General features: G+C 66.5%; 20 protein-coding genes and 1 pseudogene. 12 read left to right on the forward strand and 9 right to left on the reverse strand.

Annotation, left to right across the window (positions count from 1 at the left end; all coding sequences use genetic code 11):
- Window positions 1-13: 13 nt before the first annotated feature.
- The 4 genes from J7I85_RS10850 to J7I85_RS25000 all read left to right on the forward strand — a co-directional run bounded on the left by J7I85_RS10850 (window position 14) and on the right by J7I85_RS25000 (window position 3689).
- Complete coding sequence (locus J7I85_RS10850) at window positions 14-1264, forward strand: CaiB/BaiF CoA-transferase family protein (RefSeq protein WP_214851669.1); 1251 nt, start codon at window positions 14-16, stop codon at window positions 1262-1264.
- The gene (locus J7I85_RS10855; protein ID WP_214851671.1) at window positions 1261-2250 is read left to right on the forward strand and encodes a hydroxymethylglutaryl-CoA lyase; all 990 of its coding nucleotides are present in this window, start codon (window positions 1261-1263) and stop codon (window positions 2248-2250) included. The genes J7I85_RS10850 and J7I85_RS10855 overlap by 4 nt, the downstream gene beginning before the upstream one ends.
- A 2-nt stretch (window positions 2251-2252) precedes the next feature.
- A complete protein-coding gene (locus J7I85_RS10860) occupies window positions 2253-3242 on the forward strand; it encodes a D-glycerate dehydrogenase (RefSeq protein WP_214851678.1) in 990 nt (329 codons plus the stop codon).
- 306 nt (window positions 3243-3548) lie between these two features.
- On the forward strand, window positions 3549-3689 hold the full coding sequence (locus J7I85_RS25000; RefSeq protein ID WP_251024229.1) for a hypothetical protein: 141 nt from the start codon (window positions 3549-3551) through the stop codon (window positions 3687-3689).
- Window positions 3690-3719: 30 nt separating this feature from the next.
- On the opposite strand, the gene J7I85_RS10870 is transcribed toward J7I85_RS25000, so the two are convergent.
- From J7I85_RS10870 to J7I85_RS10890, 5 genes are all read right to left on the reverse strand, one after another.
- Complete coding sequence (locus J7I85_RS10870) at window positions 3720-4511, reverse strand: IclR family transcriptional regulator (RefSeq protein ID WP_214851680.1); 792 nt, start codon at window positions 4509-4511, stop codon at window positions 3720-3722.
- Window positions 4512-4688: 177 nt separating this feature from the next.
- Window positions 4689-5978 (reverse strand): ammonium transporter, encoded by a 1290-nt coding sequence (locus J7I85_RS10875; protein ID WP_214851682.1) that lies wholly within the window; start codon window positions 5976-5978, stop codon window positions 4689-4691.
- Between the two features lie 235 nt (window positions 5979-6213).
- A complete protein-coding gene (locus J7I85_RS10880; RefSeq protein WP_214851685.1) occupies window positions 6214-7386 on the reverse strand; it encodes a hypothetical protein in 1173 nt (390 codons plus the stop codon).
- A complete protein-coding gene (locus J7I85_RS10885; protein WP_214851692.1) occupies window positions 7383-9590 on the reverse strand; it encodes a multicopper oxidase family protein in 2208 nt (735 codons plus the stop codon). The genes J7I85_RS10880 and J7I85_RS10885 overlap by 4 nt, the downstream gene beginning before the upstream one ends.
- Window positions 9591-9846: 256 nt before the next feature.
- Window positions 9847-11460, reverse strand: coding sequence for an FG-GAP-like repeat-containing protein (locus J7I85_RS10890; protein ID WP_214851694.1), 1614 nt, complete (start codon window positions 11458-11460; stop codon window positions 9847-9849).
- A gap of 82 nt (window positions 11461-11542) precedes the next feature.
- On the opposite strand from J7I85_RS10890, the gene J7I85_RS10895 reads away from it, so the two are divergent.
- From J7I85_RS10895 to J7I85_RS10920, 6 genes and pseudogenes are all read left to right on the forward strand, one after another.
- Entirely contained in the window at window positions 11543-12553 is a 1011-nt protein-coding gene (locus tag J7I85_RS10895; protein WP_214851696.1) for a LacI family DNA-binding transcriptional regulator, read from the forward strand.
- Between the two features lie 103 nt (window positions 12554-12656).
- On the forward strand, window positions 12657-14411 hold the full coding sequence (araB, locus tag J7I85_RS10900) for a ribulokinase (protein ID WP_214851704.1): 1755 nt from the start codon (window positions 12657-12659) through the stop codon (window positions 14409-14411).
- Entirely contained in the window at window positions 14408-15118 is a 711-nt protein-coding gene (locus J7I85_RS10905; RefSeq protein WP_214851706.1) for an L-ribulose-5-phosphate 4-epimerase, read from the forward strand. The genes araB and J7I85_RS10905 overlap by 4 nt, the downstream gene beginning before the upstream one ends.
- Window positions 15119-15161: 43 nt before the next feature.
- Complete coding sequence (araA, locus tag J7I85_RS10910; protein WP_214851714.1) at window positions 15162-16682, forward strand: L-arabinose isomerase; 1521 nt, start codon at window positions 15162-15164, stop codon at window positions 16680-16682.
- Window positions 16679-17598, forward strand: a pseudogene (locus J7I85_RS10915) (aldose 1-epimerase family protein). The gene araA and the pseudogene J7I85_RS10915 overlap by 4 nt, the downstream one beginning before the upstream one ends.
- Window positions 17595-18611, forward strand: coding sequence for a LacI family DNA-binding transcriptional regulator (locus J7I85_RS10920; protein WP_214851716.1), 1017 nt, complete (start codon window positions 17595-17597; stop codon window positions 18609-18611). The pseudogene J7I85_RS10915 and the gene J7I85_RS10920 overlap by 4 nt, the downstream one beginning before the upstream one ends.
- 445 nt (window positions 18612-19056) lie before the next feature.
- Here J7I85_RS10920 and J7I85_RS10925 read toward each other — a convergent pair whose 3' ends face one another.
- The 4 genes from J7I85_RS10925 to chvE form a co-directional block, all read right to left on the reverse strand.
- On the reverse strand, window positions 19057-19266 hold the full coding sequence (locus J7I85_RS10925) for a hypothetical protein (protein WP_214851718.1): 210 nt from the start codon (window positions 19264-19266) through the stop codon (window positions 19057-19059).
- Between the two features lie 45 nt (window positions 19267-19311).
- Complete coding sequence (gene mmsB, locus J7I85_RS10930) at window positions 19312-20628, reverse strand: multiple monosaccharide ABC transporter permease (protein ID WP_214851720.1); 1317 nt, start codon at window positions 20626-20628, stop codon at window positions 19312-19314.
- A 5-nt stretch (window positions 20629-20633) separates the two neighbouring features.
- Entirely contained in the window at window positions 20634-22163 is a 1530-nt protein-coding gene (gene mmsA, locus J7I85_RS10935) for a multiple monosaccharide ABC transporter ATP-binding protein (protein WP_214851722.1), read from the reverse strand.
- An 89-nt stretch (window positions 22164-22252) separates the two neighbouring features.
- On the reverse strand, window positions 22253-23377 hold the full coding sequence (gene chvE / locus J7I85_RS10940; protein ID WP_214851724.1) for a multiple monosaccharide ABC transporter substrate-binding protein: 1125 nt from the start codon (window positions 23375-23377) through the stop codon (window positions 22253-22255).
- Window positions 23378-23721: 344 nt separating this feature from the next.
- On the opposite strand from chvE, the gene J7I85_RS10945 reads away from it, so the two are divergent.
- A complete protein-coding gene (locus J7I85_RS10945) occupies window positions 23722-24318 on the forward strand; it encodes a TetR/AcrR family transcriptional regulator (protein WP_214851727.1) in 597 nt (198 codons plus the stop codon).
- Between the two features lie 2 nt (window positions 24319-24320).
- Entirely contained in the window at window positions 24321-25247 is a 927-nt protein-coding gene (locus J7I85_RS10950; protein WP_374102459.1) for a DMT family transporter, read from the forward strand.
- Window positions 25248-25869 lie beyond the last annotated feature (622 nt).

A 25869-nucleotide genomic window follows, 5' to 3' on the forward strand; every position in this document is an offset into this window, starting at 1 on the left:
AGAAGAAGACACCATGACACCACCACGCATCGCGCCCCTGGAGGGCATCCGCGTCCTGGAACTCGGAAACTACATCGCCGCTCCCACGGCCGGGCGGCTCCTCGCTGACTTCGGCGCCGAGGTCATCAAAGTCGAGCGGCCCGGCACCGGCGACGAGCTGCGCAACTGGCGGCTGCACAAGGGCGACACCTCCATGCTGTACCGGACCATCAACCGCAACAAGAAGTCCGTGGTGCTGGACCTGCGAACCGAGGCCGGCAAGGAGGCGGTCCTGAAGCTCGCCGCAAAATCAGACATCCTGCTGGAAAACTTCCGCCCGGGCACACTGGAGAAGTGGGGTCTCGGCCCGGAGGTGCTGAACGCGGCCAACCCCGAACTCATCATCACGCGCATCTCCGCCTTCGGACAGACCGGCCCGCTGTCCGAGCGCCCGGGCTTTGCCGCCGTGGCCGAAGCGTACGGCGGGTTCCGGAACCTCGTTGGCGATCCCGACCGTCCGCCCGTACGGGTCGGCATCTCCATTGGGGATTCCATCGCCGGACTTTACGCCGCGTTTGGCTCCATGATGAGCCTCTACCAGCGGGAAGCCCGACGCCGGGACTCGTCCAGCGCCGTGCCGCTCACCGAGCGCATCATCGATGTGGCACTGAACGAGGCCATGTTCTCCATGATGGAATCCCTGATCCCCGACTACCAGGCGTACGGAGTGGACCGGCAGCGCGTGGGCGGCAGGATGGAAGGGATAGCGCCTTCAAACGCCTACATCTGCAGGGACGGCGCCAGCATTGTGGTCGCCGGCAACGGCGACTCCATCTACCAGCGGTACATGCAGACCATCGGCCGCCCTGACCTGGCCGAAGACCCCACACTGCAGAGCAACGCCGGCCGGTGGGACCGGCGCGAGGAACTCGACCAGGCCATCGGCGCCTGGACCGGCGACCTGGATGCCGCAGATGCGCTGGCCGCCCTCGACGAGGCCGGCGTTCCGGCCGGACCCATCTACACGGCGGCGGACATCAGCACCGACAGCCAGTACGCCGCCCGCAACATGGTCCAGAAATTCGACGTCTCCACCGGTGAGGAGATCCTGCCTGGCGTCGGCTTCCCGGGTATTGTTCCGGTGATCGGCAGCGAATCGCTCCCCATCCGGAACCTCGGCCCGGACCTGGGCGAAAACACGGCAGAAATCCTCTCCGGGCTCCTCGGCATGGACCCGGCAGAGATCAATGCGGCGACCGGCCGCGAGGAGGCACTCCAGGCATGAACCAGCACCACGCCTCAGCCACTAGTTTGGGCAACACCATCCTGCGGGATGTCACCCTGCGGGACGGGCTGCAGCTCACCGGGAAAGTCCTGTCCACCGAACGGAAGCTGGAGACGGTCCGGGATCTGCTTCGCCTCGGCGTTCCGGCCATCGAGCTGGGTTCCATGGCCCGGCCGGACCTCGTACCCACCATGGCCAACACCCTGGAAGTAGTCCAGAACCTCACTCCCGAGGAGCTGGAAAGATGCTGGATCTGGGTGGCCACCCCCGGCCACGTGGCCAAGGCCGCGGCCGCCGGCGCGCGCAACTTCCAGTACTGCCTCTCGGCGTCGGACTCGCACAACAAAGCGAACATCGGGCGCACCACCGAGGAGAGCCTCGCCGCACTGCCGCAGGCTGTGGCGTATGCGCAGGAGGTCAACGGACAGATCCAGCTGTGCATCGCGACGTCCTTCACCTGCCCGTTCGAAGGGACCGTGCCCGAGGAGCGGGTCCTGGCGATCGCCAACGACCCCCGAGCGGAGGGAACGACGGACATCGTCCTCTGCGACACCCTGGGCCAGGCCATTCCCGCCCAGGTGACCGGCCTCATTCAGCGCGTCCGGGCGGAATCCCCGTCGCGGCGGATCGTGTACCACGGCCACGACACCTGGGGCCTGGGCGTGGCCAACACCCTCGCCGCCATCCAGGCCGGCGCCGCCATGGTGGACGGTGCGCTCGGCGGACTGGGCGGCTGCCCCTTCGCCCCCGGCGCCAGCGGCAACACCTCCAGCGAGGACATCCTGTTCGCCGCCCGGCCCGGCTGGGTGACTCCCGAAACCCTCGCGGACCTCGTAGTCCTGTCCGAGAAGCTGCTCGCCGAACTGGGCGAGCCCAACCGTTCCAAGGCGGCGCAGGGCGCCAGGTCCAAGGCCCCGGCGTTCGAATGGGTCATCCCGTCGGACAGTGCTGCCACCGGGGCATCCTGCACGACGGGAGTTGAGTAGGAATGGGCAGCAGTTTTCTGGTCACCACGGCTATTCCGGACCCCGGGCTGCGGTTGCTTTCCGACGCCGGCACGGTCACCGTGCTGCCGTCGCCTCCCGACTATGACACGCTGGCGGCGCTGTGCGCCTCGGGCGAGTACGACGTCGTCCTCACCCAGCTGCGAGACGTGGTCGACGCACCACTGCTGGCCGGCGCGCGGGTGAAGGGAGTGTCCAACTTCGCGGTCGGCTACAACAACATCGACGTGGACGCTGCCACGCGGCACGGCATCCTGGTGGGCAACACCCCCGGGGTGCTGACGGATGCGACGGCGGACATCGCCATGCTGCTCATCCTCGGCACTGCCCGCCGTGTGGTGGAAGCGGACCGGCTGGTCCGCGACGGCAAATTCCACGGTTGGGAACCGGAGCTGCTGCTGGGCCGGGACGTCTCCGGTGCGGTGCTGGGCTTGGCCGGGTTCGGCCGGATTGCCCGCGCCACCGCCCGCCGGGCCCTGGGTTTCGGGATGGAGGTGCTCTTCGCGCCGCGGCCCCCGGGCCACCGGCAGGTCAGCGACGAGGAGCTGGGCGAGTTCGCGGGAAAGGTACGGCAGGTTTCCTGGGACGAGCTGGTGGAACGCAGCGACTTCCTGTCCCTGCACGTGCCCCTCAACGACCAGACCCGGCACCTGGTGGACCGGGCCGTGCTGGAACGGATGAAGCCCGATGCCATCCTGATCAACACCGCCCGCGGGCCGGTAGCGGACGAGGCCGCACTGGTGGGGGCGCTCCGGGACCGCGTCATCGCCGGCGCCGGGTTGGATGTGTTCGAGGATGAACCGCGGCTGGCCTCCGGCCTTGCCGAACTGCCCAACACCGTGCTGCTGCCGCACGTGGGCAGCGCCACCGTCTCGGTCCGCAGCGAGATGGCCCGCCTCAGCGCGCTCAACGCCGTCGCGATCGCCGAGGGACGCACCCCGCCGCACGCCGTCAACACCCTCACCGGCGAATGACCGTCCTGGTCGCCCCGAACAGCTTCAAGGGGACCTACTCCGCAGGCCTCAGCTGTTTCCGTCGGCACGCAGAACCCGTGGGGTGAGCCGCTCGCGGCGGCCATCGGGCTGTCAGCGGACGGAACCGCCGTCGTCGAACTTGCGCAGGCCAGCGGACTGAACGCCTCCGGGGTGCCCGGCTCACCGTGCTCTCCGATGTCACTTCGACGTTCCTGGACGCGCCGCGGATTTTCGGGCCGCAGAAGGGCGCCGGCCACGCCGAGATCGAACCGGAAACGGGTACGCAATTCCGGCCGGAGTATCCCGGTGGTTGCCGTGGTTGGGTCCGTCGCGGAGGACCTCGGCGCCTACGCCCGGAACTTCACCGAGATACTCGTGGCCTCCGATGCCGCGGCGATGTACGCGGCGGGCAACTCGGTGGCCGGGTACTCCGCTTCGCGACCCTGATGTTTCCCGGCGGGGCTTCCCTGCGGGGCGCTACGCCTCGCCGGGAAAGCGGCCGCCGATCAGTCGTGTCATGTGCTCGGCGGTTGCAAGCAGCGGCTCAACCCAGGCCTCACAGGTCTCCAGGGGCATCCGCAACGTGGGCCCGCTGACGGTCACCGCGCCCACCAGTCCGGCCGCGGAGTCGAAAACCGGGGCGGAAAGCCCGGATGCCCCGTGTTCACGCTCACCCACCGTGATGGCGAACCCGTCCGTCCGGGTTTGCTTCACCACGCCCTCGAGATCTTCGGAACTGGTAATGGTGGACTCGGTGATCGGCTCCAGCGGATCCTTGAGCACGGCGTCCATGAGATCGTGATCCCACGCCAGCAGGACCCGGCCCGCCGAACCGGCATAGAGCGGAAGCACCTTGCCCAGGTGCATCTCCCGGCGCAGCGCATGGCGGGTCTCAGCCATGGCGACACACACCCGGTAATGCTGCTCGGCCTTGAAGAAGCATGCGGTCTCGCCAGTGGTGTCGCGCAGAGTCTTGAGCAAGGGGCTGAGGACGTCGATGACTTCCATCCCCCGCGTGGCAGGGGCAGCCCAGTACGCCATCCGCATTCCGATGCGGTAGGCGTCCCCCTCCCGGTCCAGAAAGCCCTGGGAGGTGAGGTTGGTGACCAAGCGCTGGACAGTGGAAGTGGGCATCCCGGTGTACTCCCGGATGTCACTTAGCGACAGCACCGGCCGGGAGAGCGAGAAGGCATCCAGGATCGACGTGATTTTCCCCAGGACAAGCAGGGGGTTGCTGCTGGATTTCGATGAAGCATCGGCTGCCGACATAGGACTCACGCTAGACGGTGGCCTCACCCCGGTCCAATCCTCTGCCCAGGCCCGGACCCTGGAGTTTTTGTACAGATAACGGCCGCAAACGCCCTGGCAACCCGCGATATCTGTACAAAAACTACCATTCACTGCTCCGTAAGTGCCGTTTCCTGTTCTCCTTGAAGGTGACCAGGCTCAGGCCCGGGGCGAGGAGCCGAGGTTCACAGGGTCTTCGTCTGTCAGGTAGGCGAACTCGGAGTGGGCGGCGAGGTCGATGCCGCGGAGTTCGTCCTCTTCATGGATACGCAGGCCCATGGCCATGTCCACCACCTTGGCGATCACCCAGGTCAGGCCGAAGGAGTAGGCCAGCACGGCAACGGTGGCGAGCGTCTGAATGCCCAGCTGCCGCAGCCCGCCGCCGTACAGCAGGCCGCTGACTCCATTGGGCGCGCTGTCCGTGGCGAAGATGCCAATGAGCAGCGTGCCGATGATGCCGCCCACGAGGTGCACGCCCACCACGTCCAGTGAGTCGTCGAAGCCGAGGCGGAACTTCCATTCGATCGCCAGCGAGCAGACGGCGCCGGCGATCGCGCCGATGGCCACCGCGCCCAGCGGGCTCACTGCACCGCACGCGGGGGTGATGGCCACGAGCGCGGAGACCAGCCCCGAGGCGGCACCCATGCTGGTGGTAGCACCGTGCCTGATTCGCTCGACGAGGGCCCAGGCGAGGAGCCCGGCAGCGGCTGCCACGGCCGTGTTGAGGAACACCACCGACGCCGAGTGCCCGGCGGTCAGCGCAGATCCGGCGTTGAACCCGAACCATCCGACCCAGAGCAGGCCGGCGCCCACCAGCACCAGGGGACGGCTGTGGGGCTTGGAATGCTCCATCTTGGGCCAGCCGGAGCTGCGGCCCAGGACCAGTGCCAGGGCGAGGGCGGCGGCACCGGCGTTCATGTGCACGGCCGTTCCGCCGGCGAAGTCAATGGCCTTGATGCCGTTGGCGATCCAGCCGCCGGTCATGGAGCCGTCCGCCGAACTGAACGCAAACACCCAGTGCGCGATGGGGAAGTAGACCAGTGTGGCCCACACCCCGGCGAACACCATCCAGGCGCCGAACTTCATCCGCCCGGCGGCCGCACCGGCAACCAGCGCGGTGGTGACGCAGGCGAAGAACAGTTGGAAGGCCGTGAAGAGCGCAGCCGGCAGGGCGGCGTCGGGGTTGTCCGTCAGCATCGGCTCGAGGCCTGCGTACTGCGTAATGTCCCCGATCAGGCCCAGGCCGTTCACGGAATTGCCAAAGGCCATCGAGTATCCGAACAGTGCCCACAGCACGGCCACCAGGCTGGCCCCGCCGAAGCACATCATCATCATGTTCAGGATCCGGCGCGATCCCACCATGCCTCCGTAGAAGAGGGCCAGGGCGGGAATCATCATGCACACCAGTGCAGAACTTGCGAGGATCCAGGCAACATCTCCAGCGTTCATGGGAACTCCACTCAAGAAATCGGTGTGGTGGCATTTTGCTGAGACCGGACGAATGCCGTTTGTCCCCACAACATAGAGCGCCGGAATCCGCCGTGGGTTTCAGGAAAGTAAATTGGTTGTCACCGTGGTTGGTTGTCACGTGGTTTTGTCACGACGACGACGGCGGCGGGCCCCCCCATTTAGCCCGCCGCCGTCGTGTCTGTGTTGAGTTAGGTCTGTGTGTTGAAAATCGCTCCTAATGCGTGACGCTGTGGGTGGTGTCCCCCGAGCTCGGAAGCTCGCCCAGCCAGCCGGGCACGGCTCCGGCCACGCCCAAAGATCCAATAGCGATTGCCCCCACCACAGCCAGTGCTCGGAGGTGGGCCGACGCCGCCGTCCGCCGCTCCGGCTCGCCGGTTTCCCTGCGCCTCGCGCGGAGCAGGACGAGGGCGATCACCAGGGTGCCAAGTTCGAGGAGGCAGGCGGCCACATCGGCGAGGCCAACAGGCTCGGGCGCATTGGAGTTGGGGCCGAAGGGGAGCCCTGACGTGCGGGACCACACCCACAGAACCAGCGGCACCACGGAGGCGACCGCGACGGCAACGAGGACGTTCAAACCCGGCCGGCCGAGCAGCAGGACGCCGCCGGCCACCTCGGCCAGTGCCAGGGCAAGGAAGAAGGCGCTGGCGACAACCCAGTGACTGAGGTGGTCTGGTATGACAGCGAGGTGGATGGCGGCGGACCCGAACAGTGCAACGGCCGCCAGCGTCTGCCGAAGGTCCGTGGCGACCGTCCGGGCTCGACCGGTCACGGCACGGCGCGGGGTGCGCCGCGGTGTCGCCTTCTGCTGCCGGCTGACGTCCAGCCGTCCGCCCCGGATCGCCACCGTCCACCCGGTCACCACGAGGTTGGTGACCAGGAGCAGGCCGACGCCATAGCCAAAGGCGGTCAGTTGGAGTCCCAGGGATGCCTGGTCCAGCTGCTCCACGGACTGGACGGAAGACGCGTGGTGCAGGGAGCCCATGAGGTCGTGCTGCAGGGCGTAGTCCCAGGCTTCACTGGCAGCCAGTATGACGGTCCCGGCGACTGTGCCGGCGGCGGCAACCAGCAAGGCGGTAGTCAGGAAGGCCTTCTTGCCGGCCAGCAACGGCCCGAACCACCGCAGCGCCAGCGTCACGGCCGCAATGACCGCCAGGACAAAAGCCGGCAGCAGCACGGTTGACTCCCGAAGCCAGCTCGCAAAGGGCTCCTGGGTGCGTTCGATGGCCCCCACGGCGCCCCGGAGCGACACCATCCAGAACCCGTCGGCGTAGGCCATCATCGCTGCCAGCGGGATGATCGTCAGCCAGGGGACGGCGGGGCGGGCCGGCGCCGGGGCGCCGGTCCCGCTGCTGCTCCAGTTCGCAGTGCCCGCGGGTACCGCTGTCATGGCGTGATTTCCCAGCCGAACATCATGGCGTGGTCCTCGTGCGCCAGGTTGTGGCAGTGCGCCACATACGGCCCCACGAAGTCCCGGAAGCCGCGGTAGATGATCACCGACTCACCGGGATCCAGGGCCACCAGATCCTCACGTGAGACATCGTCAGGATGCGACTTGTCCCCGCCGCGGGTCACGTCCCTGCCATTCCGCATGACCGTCCGGTGTTCCTCCATATGCAGGTGGAAGGGGTGGACCCAGCCGCCGCCGCCGTTGCGGATCTCCCAGAGGTTGTAGCTGCCCTTCTTCTGCTGGGCCAACGGGGACCGTCCCGCGCGGTTCTTGAGGCTGGTGGCAACGGTGTCCGGCACGAACGGCTTGCCGTTGATGAGCCACTCCGTTTCGCCTCCGCCCGAGCCGCGTTCCACCTCGAAGATCAGCCGGTTGTCCAGCATGGTCTGCCAGTTGCCCGGCAGCGGCGGCAGGTCGCGCATCTTCACGGGGATCTGGCTGTCGTCCGGGGCGTCGTCGCCGATCACGATTTTGATCATCGGCACCTTGTAGCTCGGGTCCGGCGCGAACCGGGACGAGTTGCTCCACATCCGGCCGTTGGGCATCTTCATGACGTTCGTCAGGTAGATGACGTCGCCCTTGGTGGTGGGCGTACCGTCCTGGTAGCGGCTGAAGTCCACCACCACTTCACGCCGCTTGGCCGGCCACAGCTCAAAGGAATCGCGCTTGATCGGGAACGGCAGCAGGCCGCCGTCGGAGGCGATCTGGGTGAACTGCATGCACTGCTGGGCGTCCGGGATGCGGTACTGTCCCTCGAGTTCGTCGCCCTTGTAGCCGAGCGACACGGAGCTCTTGGGGCCTTTCGTGGAGCTCATCAGCTTGAACTCGTAGATCCGGGCGATGGACGCATCGAGGAAGCGGAAGCGGTACTTGCGCCGCTTTACCTCCATCACCGGGTTGGCTGTGCCATTCACGGTGAAGATGTCGCCCACGAAGCCGTGGTTTGGGAAGTGCTTGTAGAAGGTCTTGCCCCACCATTCCGGGTGCTTGGCGGGGTTCTTGGCGGCCGGGAACTCCTTTTGCACGTCGTGGATGTCCTTGTGCATGGTGACGCCGTCATCCAGCCGGCAGTCGTAGAAGGCCAGCGGGATGTCGTAGTCGACGTCGAAGGACCCGTCCGGGTTGTCCTTGCGGACGCCCGGAAGCCGCAGGCCCTGGCGCTCGTCGCCCATGTCCATGCCGTTCTTGGGGTCATAGATGGGGTAGAGGCCCACCATGCCCTTGTAAACGTTGGAGCCGGTGTGGTCCATCCGGTGGTCGTGGAACCAGAAGAAGCTCTGCTTTTCGCGGTCGTCGTTGCCCGCCGGCCAGTTCAGGTAGAGGTTGTCGCAGAAGGTCTGCGGCATGTAGCCCTCGTACTTGGGCCCGCTCACCATGGTGTAGTGCGGGTTGCCGTCGCTCTCGGGTGCGGTGTGCCCGTTGTGCAGGTGGGTCAGGAAGGACCAGTCGGGGGAGCCGAAGTCCTGCCGGTCCAGGTTCAGCGGGTTCTCGTCGAGGTGGTTTTCGAACCGGACCAGCGCGGGCTTGCCGTACTCGGCGTTGATCATCGGGCCTGGGAACTGGCCGTTGAACCCGTAGATCGTGCTCAGCGGCAGCATCCGCTTGGTCCCGGCCGGATACGTCTTGCGCTTCTCGTCGAAGGAGATCGTTGGCCGGCCGTTCGCATCGATGGGAAGTACCTGCGATGTAGTGAACGCGTGCTGCCGCAGGAGCAGGTCGATCTTGTACACCACGGGATCGGGGGAGCCGATCGTGTTCGGCCAGATCTGGTGCCGCTCATTCTTGAAGGAACTCTGCTGGCCCTGGCCGGGGCCGGGCGGGTCGCTCCACTCGGTGTAGCCCTTCGTGAAGCCGTCGCCCACGGCTGGCGTGGGGGCCAGGGCCTTGGGAATGGGCAGCTGGTCCTTGAACGGCGTCAGGATCAGGGGGCTGGTGGGAAATGCCTCGATGTAGAACAACAGATCGCCGAGCGCGGTGGAGGAGGCAGCGAACGCGCCGTCGGGCGAAAGAAGTCCTTTCTGTGCGAGCAGGGGTCCTGCCCAGCCCTGGGCGGCGACAACGGCCGCGCCGGCACCTCCGGCCGCGCCCAGCCGCAGGAGATTGCGGCGGGACACATTGTTTGTGGTTGCGGATTCTTCTGACATGGAAACGCGCCTCCTTAACGGGGCAAAAAAGAATGGCCTGCCGGCCCCGGTAGTGTTTAGCTCTCAGGGCTTTCCCGGCGGTTTCAGCACCGGAAATCCTGGCCTTGCGGAAGCTGGCTGCGCTTGTCGTTGCCCCGCGCAACCACTGTGCGGGCGGGGGCTTGGGAAAACATTGGACGATCGCGGTGCATACCCCCTCAATGAGATGGGTAGAAGGGGGTGGCCTTTCCAAGGCCGGGCCCAGGCCAGCGCCGCGCTAGAACAGCGGGGCGAGCCCGTTCCACCCGGTGCTGATGCGCACCCGGGAGGCAAACAGACCTGTACCAAGCCCGGGGTAGAGCCACAGGACGCCGGCGGCATCGCGCGCCAGCAGGTCCGGATTGCGGTCGCCGTTGAAGTCGCCGGGACTTACGACGGCGGTCATGACGTTCCAGCCGGCGCCCACCCTGACGCGGGGGAGCCAGCCGCCGGTGCCGCTGCCGCGGTACAGCCACAGGACGCCGGTGGCGCGCTCGCGTGCCAGGACGTCGACGCTGCCGTCGCCGTTCATGTCGCCTGGGCCTGCCAATGCATTGATGGCGTTCCAGCCGGCGCCCACTTTGACCCGGGGCAGGAACCCGCCCGTGCCGTTGCCGCGGTACAGCCAGAGGAAGCCCGTGGCAGACTCCCGGGCAAGGATGTCCACGCGCTGGTCACCGTTGAAATCACCGGGGCCGATGATGGCGCTGAAGATGTTCCAGCCCGCGCCGATCCTAACCCGCGGAAGGAACCCCCCGGTGCCGTTGCCGCGGTACAGCCAGAGGATGCCGGTGGCGTCCTCCCGGGCGAGGACGTCCAGCGGGCCATCGCCGTTGAAGTCGCCAGGCGTCTCAAGGGCGCTGTAGCCCCGCCAGCCATTACCGATCCGCACACCGGGGAGCGGACTGCCGCGGCCGTTCCCCCGGTACAGGCGCAGTTCGGCCGTAGCCGTGACCCGGGCCAGGATGTCCGTGTTCCAGTCCCCGTTGAAGTCGGCCGTCGAGCGGGACAGGGTGGAGGCCGGAACGGGCAGGGGCGTGAAGGCATAGGGGTCGCAGGTCAGGTCGTAGTCCCGGACGTCGTCGTACCACTGCGAAAGGTATACGCGGCCGCCGGAGAAGCTGGGCGAGCGGCAGAGGTTCAAGGCTTCGCCGGGGAAATCCAGCCGGCCGGCGGTGGCCCACACCGGTACGCCGGAGAGCCGCCAGGAACCGGTGATGCTGGCCCAGCCCGAGGCAAACGAGTACAGCCCATAGGAATAGCCGGAATCACGCAGCCCGCGCATGAGGCCCTCGACGATGTACCGGTTTTCGCGCTGCTGCGCCACGCTCGCTGTGGGCCACGGCTGGGCCGGGCGGGGTTCGACGTCGATCCACACCACGCGCGGCGCAAACCGGACCCGCGCAAGGCTTGCAATCGCGAACCGCGCTTCGGCGTAACCGACGTTGGAGAGCTGCCCCGCCCGCGTGGTTGCGGACCACGGTCCCGAGGACCGCTGGGCGGTGAGCTGGGCGGCCGTGGGGAAGGCGGCCATGGTGTAGGCCTGGGCCGGCTTGCGGTTGCTGGACGCCCAGGCAACCTGGCTGGCCAGGCACGGATTCTCCGTGAAGGGCAGTCCCTTCGTCAGGCCGATCACCACGAACTGGGACGTCGCCGGCGGGAGGGGCAGGCCAAAGCCGCCCATCGACGTCGGGCACTGGGGCCAAGAGATGTCATGGCCATTGAGTGATACTGCCCGTGCGGGAGTGGCGCCGGGCAGGTATCCAAGGAGGAGGGCAAGCAGGAGCAAAAGGCCCGTCAGCATGTGCCGTGCGGAAAATCCGCCCCCCGAATGATGAACTTTGCCGTCCATCGCCAGTGCTCCTTTGCTCCCATCAGTTTACGTCGCGCCGCGTCCATTCGTGCTTCCGGCTTAGGTCGCGCACAATTACTCCATGGCAAAAACCAGTGCCCGGATGCCCCGGCTTGAGGATGTGGCGGAGCGCGCGGGAGTCTCGCACCAGACCGTGTCCCGGGTGATCAACAACCACCCCAATGTCAGCAAGGCCACCCGTGAGCGGGTGGAGGCAGCGATTGCCGAACTCGGGTACAGGCGCAACACCGCGGCGCGGAGCCTGGTCACCCGGAAGTCGCAGACCATCGGCGTGCTCGGCAGCGAGCTGTCCCAGTACGGTCCCGCCAACACGTTGCTGGGCGTTGAGCACGCCGCGCGCGATGCCGGCTACTTCGTCAGCATCGCGGCCCTGCGGGCGGTGAGCCGCGAGGCGATCTTCGATGCCATCCGGCACTTCCTGGATCAGTCGGTGGACGGCATCGTGGTGATCGTGCCGCATTCCGAGACGCTCCTTGCCCTCGAGGAACTGAAGCCCGGGGTGCCCGTGGTGGCCGTGGGATCGCTGGGCAGCGAGTCGGTAAGCGGCGCCATGGTGGATCAGAAGCGGGGGGCCGAGCTCGCCGTCGGGCATTTGATCGAGCAGGGCCACCGCCGGATCGGCCACATTGCGGGCCCGCAGGACTGGATCGACGCCGTGGCGCGCGCGGAGGGTTGGAGTGCGGCCCTGCGGGCGGCCGGCCTGGAGGACAACCTTGTGGTCGAGGGGGACTGGAGCGCCGGAAGTGGCTACGAGATCGGGCGGAAGCTGGCTGCGGAGCGGACCGCAACGGCGCTGTTCGTGGGCAATGACCAGATGTCGCTCGGCTTGCTCCGCGCCTTCAACGAGGCCGGCGTCCGCGTGCCCGAGGACGTCTCCGTGGTGGGCTTCGACGACCAGCCGGAGTCGGGCTATTTCACGCCGCCCCTCACCACCGTGCGGCAGGACTTCGAGGAGCTCGGCCGGCGCTGCATGGATCTGATGCTGAGCGCCATCGAGAACGGGGACACGGTGAGCACCACGGTGGTGGAGCCTGAACTCGTCGTTCGCCGGAGTACCTCAGCCCCTGCCTGATCCGGCGTTGTCCAGAAATCAAGGAAGGTACTTGACGGAGTAAGTTGTTAGCGCTCACAATAGTTTCAGCCCGGAAAGCAACGGGCCTTTATCTGGAGGATTCATGGACGTCACAGCAGACGGCAGCGAAAACTATGTCATCGGGGTGGACTATGGCACCCTGTCCGGCCGGGCCGTGGTTGTGCGGGTCCGGGACGGCAAGGAACTCGGCAGCGGCGTGTTCGACTACCCGCACGCGGTAGTCACCGACGCGCTTCCGGCGGACGTGGCTGACGTTGCCGATGAAACAGCCGCCCGCCTTCCGGGGGAATGGGCCCTGCAGGTGCCCAACGACTACCGGGATGTGCTGCGGCACGCTGTTCCCGCCGCGATTGCGGACGCCGGGATCGACCCGGCCGCCGTCGTCGGAATTGCCACGGACTTCACCGCCTGCACCATGGTGCCCGTCAAGGGAGACGGCACGCCGCTCAACGAACTGCCGGGTTACGCCAACCGGCCCCATGCGTACGTCAAGCTCTGGCGCCACCACGCCGCGCAGGGCCAGGCGGACCGCATCAACGCGCTGGCCGCCGAACTCGGTGAATCCTGGCTGCCGCGGTACGGCGGGCTGATCTCGTCCGAGTGGGAGTTTGCCAAAGGGCTGCAGCTGCTGGAGGAGGATCCCGAGGCCTACGCCGAAATGGACCACTGGGTGGAAGCCGCCGACTGGATCGTCTGGCAGCTCTGCGGCAACTACGTCCGCAACGCCTGCACCGCCGGTTACAAGGGCATCTACCAGGACGGGCACTACCCGTCCGATGACTTCCTCGCCGCCCTGAACCCGCAGTTCAAGGACTTCGTGAGCGCCAAGCTGGACCACACCATCGGCCGCCTGGGCGACGCCGCGGGTTACCTGACCGCCGAGGCCGCCGCCTGGACCGGACTGCCGGAGGGCATCGCCGTCGCCGTCGGCAACGTGGACGCCCACGTCACCGCCCCGGCCGCGAAGGCCGTGGAGCCGGGCCAGCTCGTGGCCATCATGGGCACCTCCACCTGCCACGTCATGAACGGTGCCGAGCTCCATGAGGTGCCCGGCATGTGCGGCGTGGTGGACGGCGGCATCGTCGACGGGCTCTGGGGCTACGAGGCCGGACAGAGCGGGGTGGGTGACATCTTCGGCTGGTTCACCAAGTACGGCGTCCCGCCCGAATACCACCAGGCCGCAGCCGAGGCCGGGCAGGGCATCCACGAATACCTGACGGACCTGGCCTCCGGGCAGGCGATCGGCCAGCACGGCCTGATCGCCCTCGACTGGCACTCAGGCAACCGCTCCGTGCTGGTGGACCACGAGCTTTCCGGCGTGGTTGTCGGCCAGACCCTCGCCACCCGGCCGGAGGACATCTACCGGGCACTGCTCGAGGCCACCGCCTTCGGCACCCGCACCATCGTGGACGCCTTCCGTGATTCCGGCGTTCCGGTGAAGGAATTCATCGTGGCCGGCGGCCTGCTGAAAAACCGGCTCCTCATGCAGATCTACTCCGACGTGACCGGCCTCCAGCTCTCCACCATCGGCTCCACGCAGGGCCCGGCCCTGGGTTCGGCCATCCACGCGGCCGTTGCCGCCGGGAAGTACTCCGATGTCAGGGCCGCCTCCGAGGCGATGGGTGCTGCGCCGGGCGCGGTCTACACGCCCATCCCGGAGAACGTCGCGGCGTACGACGAACTGTTCCGGGAGTACCGGACCCTCCACGACTACTTCGGCAGGGGAACCAACGAGGTCATGCACAGGCTCAAGGCCATCCAGCGCAACGCTGTCCTATCACCGAACGCCCAGTCCCTGCACGCTGAATCCCTGACCGCTGAGGAGGTTTCGGCGTGAGCGCACTGCTGGAAACCATCGCCCGTATCCGCCGCGAGGTCTGCGAACTGCACGCCGAGCTGACCCGGTACGATCTCGTGGTCTGGACCGCCGGTAACGTGTCCGGCCGGATCCCCGGCTACGACCTCATGGTCATTAAGCCCTCGGGCGTCTCCTATGACGATCTGACCCCGGAGCTCATGGTGGTCACCGATCTGTACGGCACCCCGGTCAGCAGCCTGAGCGCAGACGCCGAAGGCGTTCCGGCCCAATGGGAGAACCCGGACCTCACGCCGTCGTCTGACACCGCCGCCCACGCCTACGTCTACCGGAACATGCCCGACGTCGGCGGCGTGGTCCACACGCACTCCACCTACGCCACGGCCTGGGCTGCGCGCGGCGAGGAGATCCCGTGCGTGCTGACGATGATGGGCGACGAGTTCGGCGGCCCCATCCCGGTAGGTCCGTTCGCGCTGATCGGCGACGATTCGATCGGCCGCGGCATCGTGGAAACACTGCGCGGATCCAACTCCCCGGCGGTGCTCATGCAGAACCACGGCCCGTTCACCATCGGCAAGGACGCCCGCTCGGCAGTCAAGGCCGCCGTCATGTGCGAGGAAGTGGCCCGCACGGTCCACGTCTCCCGGCAGCTCGGCGAACCGCTGGCCATCGACCCGGCCCAGATCGAGTCGCTCTACGACCGCTACCAGAACGTTTACGGCCGCTAGTTCCGGCCCCCGCACACCCGAAGACTTTCAAAAGGAGACACCAATGCCCAGCGCCAACAACACCTCCCTCGAGCACTACGAGGTCTGGTTCCTCACGGGCAGCCAGCACCTCTATGGCGAGGACGTCCTGAAGCAGGTGGCGGCCCAGTCCCAGGAGATCGCCGCCGCCCTGAACGCGTCCTCGGAGGTTCCGGTCAAGCTCGTCTGGAAGCCCGTGCTGACGGATTCTGACGCGATCCGCCGGACCGCGCTGGAAGCCAACTCGGACGATTCGGTGATCGGCGTGACGGCGTGGATGCACACGTTCTCCCCGGCCAAGATGTGGATCCAGGGCCTGGACCTGCTCCGCAAGCCGCTGCTGCACCTGCACACCCAGGCCAACGTGGAGCTGCCTTGGGCGGACATCGACTTCGACTTCATGAACCTGAACCAGGCCGCGCACGGCGACCGCGAGTTCGGCTATATCCAGTCCCGGCTGGGCGTGCCGCGCAAGACCGTCGTGGGCCACGTGTCCAACCCGGAGGTGGCCCGCCAGGTGGGCGTCTGGCAGCGCGCCTCCGCCGGCTGGGCAGCCGTCCGGAACCTGAAGCTGACCCGCTTCGGGGACAACATGCGCAACGTCGCCGTCACCGAAGGTGACAAGACCGAGGCGGAACTGCGCTTCGGTGTCTCGGTCAACACCTGGTCCGTCAACGAACTCGCCGACGCCGTGCACGGCGCCGCGGAGTCCGACGTCGACGCCCTGGTTGCCGAGTACGAGCGGCTTTACGACGTGGCGCCGGAGCTCCGCTCCGATGGAGCCCGCCATGAATCCCTCCGCTACAGCGCCCGGATCGAACTCGGGCTGCGCAGTTTCCTCGAAGCCAACGGCTCCGCCGCCTTCACCACCTCCTTTGAGGACCTCGGCGAACTGCGGCAGCTGCCGGGCATGGCCGTCCAGCGGCTCATGGCCGACGGCTACGGCTTCGGCGCCGAGGGCGACTGGAAGACCGCCATCCTGATCCGCGCGGCCAAGGTCATGGGCGCCGGGCTGCCCGGCGGTGCCTCGCTCATGGAGGACTACACCTACCACCTGGTGCCCGGCCAGGAAAAGATCCTCGGCGCACACATGCTCGAAGTCTGCCCCTCCCTGACCACCGCCAAGCCGCGCATCGAAGTCCACCCGCTGGGCATCGGCGGCAAGGAGGACCCGGTCCGCATGGTCTTCGACACCGACGCCGGCCCCGGTGTCGTCGTCGCCCTGTCCGACATGCGCGACCGGTTCCGCCTCGTGGCGAACGCCGTCGACGTCGTCGACCTCGACGAGCCGCTGCCCAACCTCCCCGTGGCACGGGCCCTCTGGGAACCGAAGCCCGACTTCGCCACCTCCGCCGCCGCCTGGCTGACCGCCGGAGCCGCGCACCACACCGTCCTCTCCACCCAGGTGGGCGTGGACGTGTTCGAGGACTTCGCCGAGATCGCGCAGACCGAGCTGCTCACCATCGACGAAGGCACCACCCTCAAGCAGTTCAAGAAGGAACTCGCCTGGAACGCCGCCTACTACAGGCTGGCCGGCAGGCTGTGACCGAGTCCCGGGCTGCGACCGAGTACAAAATCCGGGCGGGGGATTACACCGCTGCCGTCACGGCACAGGCGGGTGCGCTGCGGGAGCTGCGCCACCGGGGACGGGACCTGATTGTTCCGTTCCCGGAGGGCGGGTCCATCCCCGACTACCGGGGCATCGTCGCGGCGCCTTGGCCTAACAGGATCGCCGACGGACGGTACACGTTCGACGGCGCCGAGTACGAGGTTCCCGTCAACGAAACCGACCGCGGCTGCGCCCTGCACGGGCTGGCGTTCCCCCTGGACTGGGACCTGGAGTCGCATGACGAGTCGTCGGTGACGCTGTCCTGCATGCCGCAGCCGACGGCGGGATACCCGCACTCGGTGCGCATGGTCGTCGAATACCGGCTCACGGAGGACGGCCTGCACAGCCAGGTCACGGCGTCGAACCTTGGCGCTTCTGTGGCGCCGTACGGCGTCTGCCCGCACCGCTCGATGAGTGGACCCTTCAGATCCCCGCCGGGCAGTTCCTCGAGGTCACCCCGGACCGGCTGCTGCCGAAGGAAACGCGCACCGTGGAGGGCCACGGGTTCGACTTCCGCGCGCCGCGCGCCATCGGCGCCACGGAGATTGACCACGCGTTCACCGGCATGGCGTTCGACGGCGGTATGTCCGACGGCGGTTCGTCCGACGGCGGCGGGCTGGCCCGCGTGCTGGTCCGGGACCCGGGCGGGACCGGGGTCGGAATGGCCTGGGACCGCACCTGCCAGTGGCTGCAGATCCACACCGCCGACAAGCAGCCCCCGGCCCTCAACCGGCTCGGCCTCGCTGTGGAACCCATGACCTGCCCGCCTGATGCCTTCAACAGCGGCGTGGACCTGATCCGGCTCGAGCCGGGCGCCACGCACGAGGCATCCTGGAGCATCTTCGCCGCATGAGCGCCCAGGCCACGCCACGTCCTCCCGTCATGGAGGACGTGGCGCGCCTCGCGGGCGTGTCCCACCAGACCGTGTCGCGTGTACTCAACGCCCATCCGAACGTCAGTGCCCAGACCCGCAGGCGTGTGGAACGCGCCATCGCCGAGCTGGGATACCGCCGCAACACTGCTGCCCGCAGCCTGGTTACCCGGCGTTCGCAGGCCATCGGGGTGCTGGGTGCCGGCACCGCACACTACGGGCCTGCCAACACGTTGCTGGGCGTCCAGCAGGCAGCCCGGAATGAGGGCTATTCCGTCAGTATGGCCAGCCTCAGCGAGGTGACCACCGCCGGCATCCACGATGCCCTCGAACACTTCCTGCTGCAGTCCGTGGACGGGATCGTAGTGATCGTTCCGCACGAGACGATGCTGAAATCGCTGCACACCATCGCACTGTCCGTCCCGCTGGTTGCCGTGGGGTTCGGCGCGGATGCGCACCTGACGGTCGCGGCCGTGAACCAGCGCGTTGGCGCAGGCCTTGCCGTGCAGCACCTGGTGAACCTCGGGCACACCGCGATCGCCCACGTTTCGGGACCGCAGGACTGGATTGACGCCGCGGCCCGGACCGAGGGCTGGCGGCGCACCCTGGAGCAGGCCGGACTGCCGGAGGGCGTGCTGATCCAGGGCGACTGGAGCGCCGAAAGCGGCTACCGCGCCGGACTGGAGCTGGCAACCACCGGCGATGTTACAGCCCTCTTCGCGGCGAACGACCAGATGGCCCTGGGGGCACTGCGGGCGTTCAGCGAGGTAGGCCTGCGCGTGCCGGAGGACATCAGCGTGGTGGGGTTCGACGATCAGCCGGAGGCCGCTTACTTCGTCCCGCCCCTGACCACCGTGAACCAGGGCTTCAAGGAACTCGGCGCGCGGTGTATCCGGATGCTGCTGTCGGACATGGCCCATGGCCCCTCGGCAGCGGCTTCGGTCCTCAACCCGAAGCTCGTGGTGCGGAGCTCCACGGCCCCGCCGGCACGCTAACGGATAGGGCGGGCTGAGGGGTCCGTCAGGCCCCCCACGTGCGCCAGGTCGATGCCGTCCGGCTACAGGAAGACCGGGACGGCACTATCGGTGACGGGGTAGCGGGCCTGCAGGCCGACGTCGTCCTCGATCCCGTCTGCTTCACGCTCGAATCTGCGACCTCTCTGATCAACCCGCTTCGCGGCGAGATCGGGCACCTGCTGTCGGACCCGGCTGGCATCCCACCACCGCCTGGAGCCCAGTTGGGGCCACCTCTACCGCAGCCATTGCTTCACCATCGAGAAAGCCATGGCCCTCCTGTGCTACGCGCCCCGGTCCGCCCGCCTGTTGGGCGTCATGGCGGGCTGATCCGCCGTCGACACTGGCTGCGTTTAAACGCGGAGCCCCTCCCGCGGTTTTGTTACCGGTGGGAGGGGCTCCGCTTGCTCTGTTGGTCAGTAACGTCTCAGCGAATGGCTTCGCGGGTCATTCCGAACGGGACCTGGTCAGAAAGCGCGGCCGTATAGTTTCCGGGCCTGTGGCGCGTGACCAGGATTCCGTGCGTGCCCGTGAGCATCGCGAGTTCCTGGAGGTTCTTCACTGCTGCCTCTAGGTGCTCGTCCAGGGCGTGCCGGTTGGTGACGTGGATGTCGATGGAATCAAGGAGGTCGGTCATGGCGTGTCCTTTCCGCTGGCTGTGGGCTGGTTGGTTATGCGGTTTTCAAGCGTTGCCCGGATCGCGGCTGCCCGCTGCCACGGGCGTGGCGGCCTCGGCTGGTGCGTTTGTTGGTGCCGGTGCCTTGGTTTGTTCTGTGGCGGGCGGCGTGGTCCTGAGCCTGAAGCGCTTGGCGATGGAGGATCCGCCGCCGGCGCGGTTCTTGTTGAAGATGTCAAAGCCGACGGCAATCAGGAGCACCAGGCCCTTGATCAGCTGCTGGTAGTCGGTGCCGAGGCCGAGGATCGACATGCCGTTGTTGAGGACGCCCATGATGAGACCGCCGATCATGGCTCCGGCCACAGTGCCGATGCCTCCCGTGACTGCTGCTCCGCCGATGAAGGCGGCGGCGATGGAGTCGAGCTCGAAGCCTGTACCGCCCGCGGGCTGGGCCGAGTTCAGGCGGGCCGTGAAGATCAGGCCGGCCAGTGCAGCAAGAACGCCCATGTTCACGAAGAGCCGGAAGGTCACAGCCTTCGTCTTGATGCCGGAGAGCTCGGCGGCGTGCAGGTTCCCGCCGATGGCGTAGGTGTGCCTGCCGAAGATGCTGTTGTTCATCAGCGCGGAGTAGGCGATGACCAGGCCAGCGAGGACGATCAGCACGATCGGGGTGCCGCGGTAGCTGGCGAGGAGGAACGTGATGACGAGCATCAGCAGGGCAATGAATGCCGTCTTAGTGGCGAACCAGGCCATCGGCTCGTTTTCCAGGTTGAACCTGCGGCGGACGCGCCGTTCCTTGATGGACTGGAACAGCAGGGCCGCGGTGCCGCCGACGCCGAGGATCACGGTGAGCCATTCGAGTACTGAGGTGCCGCCCGAGATGTCCGGCAGGAATCCGCCGCCGAGGGCACGGAGCTCGTCCGGGAACGGGGTGATCTGCTGGTTCTTGAGGGTGATCAGGGTCAGGCCGCGGAAGATGAGCATGCCGGCCAGGGTGACGATGAACGCGGGGATGCCGACGTACGCGATCCAGTACCCCTGCCAGGCGCCGACGAGGGCGCCGACGAGGAGGCAGGCCGGGATGGCCGCCCACCAGGGCCAGCCCCAGTGGACGATCATGACGCCGGCGACGGCACCGATGAACCCGGCGATCGAGCCGACGGAGAGGTCGATGTGGCCGGCGATGATGACCATGACCATGCCGATGGCCAGGATGAGGATGTAGCTGTTCTGGACAACGAGGTTGCTGACGTTCTGCGGCTGGAGCAGGATCCCGTCGGTGAGGACCTGGAACAGCAGGACGATCAGGATCAGGGCGACGAAGATGCCGACCTGGCGGAGGCGGCTTGCCAGGAAGCCGAGGGATTCTCGTAGGGCGGACATGTCCGTTATTCCTTCTCTTTTGTCATGTAGTGCATAAGGGTTTCCTGGGAGGCTTCGGCGATGGGGACTTCGCCCGTGACGTGGCCGGCGGACAGGGTGTAGATCCGGTCGCAGATGCCCAGGAGCTCGGGGAGTTCGGAGGAGATCACAATGACGGCTTTGCCCTGGGCGGCGAGCTCGGCGATGATCGTGTAGATCTCGTACTTGGCTCCGACGTCGATGCCGCGGGTGGGTTCGTCCAGGATCAGCACGTCGGGGTCGGAGAACATCCATTTGCTGAGGACCACTTTTTGCTGGTTGCCGCCGGAGAGCTTGCCGGTGATGGCCGCAACGGACGGTGCCTTGATGTTCATGCTCTTCCGATAGCTGTTGGCCACCGTGGTTTCCTTGTTCCCGTCCACCCAGCCGCGTTTGGCGAGCTTGGGCAGGGCCGCCATGGAGATGTTGCGCTTGATGTCCTCGATCAGGTTCAGGCCGTAGTGCTTGCGGTCCTCGGTGGCGTAGGCGATGCCGTGGCGGATGGCCTCGGGGACGGTGGAGGTGTTGATTTCCTTGCCGTGCTTGAACACCTTTCCGGAGACGGCACGTCCGTACGTCCGGCCAAAGACGCTCATGGCCAGTTCGGTGCGGCCGGCGCCCATGAGGCCGGCGAGTCCTACCACTTCTCCCTTGCGGACGTTGAGGTTGGCGTTGTGGACCACGGTGCGGGTGTGGTCCTGTGGGTGCTGGACCGTCCAGTCTTCGATGCGCAGGACTTCCTCGCCGATCTGCGGTTCACGCTCGGGGTAGAGGCTGTCCAAGTCGCGGCCAACCATGCCGCGGATGATGCGTTCCTGGGTGATCTGGCCCTGGTCCACGCGGAGGGTTTCGATGGATTTGCCGTCCCGGATGATGGTGACGGCGTCCGCGACCTTGCGGATTTCGTTGAGTTTGTGGCTGATGATGATGCTGGTGACGCCCTGGCCCTTCAGGTGCAGGATCAGGTCCAGCAGGTGGTCGGAGTCCTCATCGTTCAGGGCTGCGGTGGGCTCGTCCAGGATCAGCAGCTTCACTTCCTTGGACAGTGCCTTGGCGATTTCGACAAGCTGCTGCTTGCCCACGCTGATGTGCTGGATGGGGGTGACCGGGTTTTCGCTCAGGCCAACCCGGGCCAGCAGCTTGGCTGCTTCCAGGTTGGTCTTGCGCCAGTCGACCCAGCCGCGTGAGGCCAGTTCGTTGCCCAGAAAGATGTTCTCCGCGATGGACAGGTACGGGCTCAGTGCCAGCTCCTGGTGGATGATCACGATGCCGCGCTTCTCGCTGTCGCTGATGGATGCGAAGTCACAAGGTTCGTTCTCGAAGAGGATGTCCCCCTCGAAGGTGTTGTGGGCGTATACGCCCGAGAGCACCTTCATCAGGGTGGACTTGCCGGCCCCGTTTTCGCCGCAGATCGCATGGACCTCGCCGCGGTTCACATCCAGGGTGACATCCTGGAGGGCCTTGACGCCGGGGAAGGTCTTCGTGATCCCGCGCATCTGAAGAATGGGTACGTTCATTGGTTAATTCCCGCTGATCTGTTCGATGAGCTGATCTGTTCGAGGGGGGTGTGGGGGCGCCTGCGGCTGCGGGCGCCCCCACCGTGCTGCTACTTGATGTCGGCGTCCGTGTAGTAACCGGAGTCGATCAGTTCCTGCTTGTAGTTGTCCTTGGTGACGATCACGGACTTCAGCAGGAAGGCCGGGACAACCTTGACCTTGTTGTTGTAGGTCTCGGTGTCGTTGGTTTCCGGCTGCTGGCCCTTCAGGACGGCGTCCACCATCTTTACGGCCTGCTCACCGAGCTTGCGGGTGTCCTTGAAGATCGTGGAGTACTGCTCGCCGGCGACGATGGACTTCACCGAGCCCTTTTCCGCGTCCTGGCCGGTCACCACCGGGAGGCTGCCCTTGGAGTAGCCGCCGGTGCTGGTCAGTGCCGAGATGATGCCGATCGAGAGGCCGTCATAGGGCGACAGCACGCCGTCGAGCTTCTTGCCCGAGCCGTATGCGGCGGTGAGGATGTCTTCCATCCGCTTCTGGGCGGTTGCCGCCTGCCAGCGCAGGATGGCGGCCTGTTCAAACTTGGTCTGGCCGCTGGGGACCTTGAGGGTGCCGGCATCCAGGTACGGCTTCAGGGTGTCCATGGCGCCGGTCCAAAAGAAGTTGGCGTTGTTGTCGTCCGGGCTGCCGGCGAAGAGCTCCACGTTGAACGGGCCCTTGCCCTCGACCTTCTTGCCGGATGCATCCACCAGGCCCAGGCCGGTCAGCAGGGAGGTTGCCTGCTGGACGCCCACCTCGTAGTTGTCGAAGGTGGTGTAGTAGTCGACGTTCGGGGTTCCGTTGATCAGCCGGTCATAGGCGATGACCTTGACGTTCTGCTCCTTGGCCTTCGCCAGGACATCCGTCAGGGTGGTGCCGTCGATGGCGGCGACGATCAGGGACTTCGCGCCCTTGGTCAGCATGTTTTCAATCTGCGAGACCTGGGTGGGAATGTCGTCGTTGGCGTACTGGAGGTCCGTCTTGTAGCCGAGCTTGGCTAGGGAATCCGAGACATTCTTGCCGTCCGCGATCCAGCGCTCCGACGTCTGCGTCGGCATGGAGATTCCTACCAGGGCTCCGGCAGCGTCGGCGCTGCTGGTTCCGGTAGTGGTGCCGGGACGGCTGCCGCAGCCGGTGGCCCCCACCGTCACGGCCAGGACGACGGCGACGGCGCCCAGCAGTTTCTTGATTCTCACGTTATTCTCCTTCCGTGGCCTGGTTGGGCCACGAATCGGTGCTTGAGCGGAAAGCGTATGTACTTTCCGCCAGTGCCGGCCACTCGTGTCCGGCGTACCGAGGCCGTTCCGCAGGACCGGCACCGGAGGGCTGTTATCACCGGAGCGGGGACTCCGGCTGCTCCAACATTTCTGTTAGCGCTAACAATCTTGAACAAGATTATCCCCGCATGGGCTGTGAAGCAAGACACAAGTTGATGACGGCGGCCGATCCCGTCGTCGCGCTTTCCTCGCCTGCTTGCGGGTGAAAGAGGGTGAGTAGGTAGACTGGTTTACCTACTCACTCTTACTGTCGGAGGTATGTCGTGGCTTCGTCTGAAGGCCAGCCTGCAAAGAAGCGGCCAGCGCGTTCATTGCTGCTCGAGGCTGCGGCCAGCCTCTTCTACTCCGAGGGCGTGGTGGCCACGGGCATCGACGCCATCACGGCGGCGGCCGGCGTGGCCAAGAAAAGTCTCTACAACAACTTCGCTTCCAAGGCGGACCTGGTGGCGGCCTACCTCGCCGCCCGACACGAGGAATGGCTCGGCCTGTACCGGGCCCGGGTTGCGGTGGCGGCCACTCCGCGGGAACGTGTCCTGGCAGTGTTCGACGCCTACATTGACCATGCGAACTTTGCCTATGAACGCGGATTCAGGGGGTGCGGCCTGCTGAATGCCGCCGCGGAACTGCCTGCGGGCGCTCCCGGAAGACTGGCCGTGCGGCAGCACAAGGAGGAGATCGAGGGCCTACTGCTCAAACACGTCGCCGAACTGCTGCCGCCGCAGGACAAGGCGGCCGCCGGTGTGGCCCGACATCTGGCGTTCCTGCTCGAGGGCTCCATGGCCAGGGCAGGCCTTGAAGGCGAAGACGGTTGCCTGCAGGAGGCCCGGATGATCGCTGCTCAGATGCTGGAGGAGCTGTGAAGGTGGCGCTCGGCCGTTTGAACGGGCCCCTCCTGGGCGCCATTTTTGTTGTGGGTGCGTCGGTGCTTTGGGGTACGACGGGAACGGCTGCCACGTTCGCGCCGTCCGTGAGTCCGCTTGCCATCGGTGCGGTGGCAATGGGTGTGGGCGGGTTGCTCCAGGCGCTGTGCGCGTTGCAGCCGATAGCGAGCCACTGGGTCAGCCTCCGTAGGCGGTGGCTGCTTGTTGCCCTGGGGGCGGCCGCCGTCGCGGTCTACCCTCTTGCCTTTTACAGTTCCATGCGCCTTGCTGGCGTGGCGCTCGGAACGGTGGTCTCGATCGGCTCGGCGCCTCTGGCGTCGGCGGTAATCGAACGGTTGGCGGAGCGGAAGGTGCTGACCCGTCGCTGGATGCTCGGCGCGCTGCTCGGCGTGGCAGGCGCCGGACTCCTGAGTTTTGCCGGTGACAGTGCGGAACGGCCGGGCGCCCTTGCCGGATCCTGGGCCGTGCCGGCGGGTATCGTTTTGGGGCTGGTGGCGGGCGTTACCTACGCGCTGTACTCGTGGGCGGCTCACCGCCTGATCAGCGGGGGAGTGCCGTCCCGGGCCGCCATGGGCGCGGTGTTCGGGCTGGGCGGACTGCTGCTGATGCCCGTGCTCGCGGTAACCGGCCGCCCGCTCCTTGAGTCGTGGACCAATTTCACGGTGGGGGCGTACATGGCGCTTGTCCCGATGTTCGCAGGGTACGTCCTGTTTGGATGGGGATTGGCGCGCATCCGCGCCAGCACCGCAACGGGCCTTTTCCTGATGGAGACCGTCGTCGCCGCCGTGCTAGCAGTTGTTGTGGTCGGTGAACGGCTGCCCGCGGCGGGATGGCTCGGCGTAGTTCTGGTGCTGGCGAGTTTGTTCGTCCTCACGCCCCCTAGCCTGCCCGGGCAGGGCATCCGGTGAATCTGCAAATACATCGGACTACGCGCTCTTCCGGATGAGCGTTGCACTTGAGGCACCTTTACCGGGCTTTTTTTGGGGGCAGGGCATATGCGAATCGAAGGTGCGCGTAGTTTCGGGCAAATCCGGCTTGGGGCGTGCGGCCTCAACGTGTCGCGCCGAAGGACCGGCTTACGCGACTGAATGTGTCAGGTTGAGGTCGGGACCTCAGCTTGAGCGCGTCAGATAACCAGGAAGGGAACCCTATTCTGACGTCTATCCCGCGGTGTAGCTGACGTCAATGTCATTTTCAGAAGTCCTCTGCACTGCGATTGTGTGCCGCAGGCGGATACTTCACATCAGCAGGCTCCACGGCAGCCATCGCAAATGGCCACGCCGACCGAATTCGAGGCGGGCCGCTACGCGCCCCCGCAACTCGTATGACAGCGGCACGGAACCTGCGCCGGTTCAGACAGACCCCGGTGAGAGTCGACGGATACAACCAATTAACTTTCTCAAGCTCTTGACCGGAGCGGATGGCACCCTTAGAGTTCTGATATATGAGTCATATGTCACATGTTGCCGACCTCGACTCTAGGTTTTGATCTCGATGGGTCGGCGCGAGGGTGCCGGCAACCAAGGCCAT

This window comes from Arthrobacter sp. ISL-65 (assembly GCF_018613795.1).
Taxonomy (GTDB): domain Bacteria; phylum Actinomycetota; class Actinomycetes; order Actinomycetales; family Micrococcaceae; genus Arthrobacter.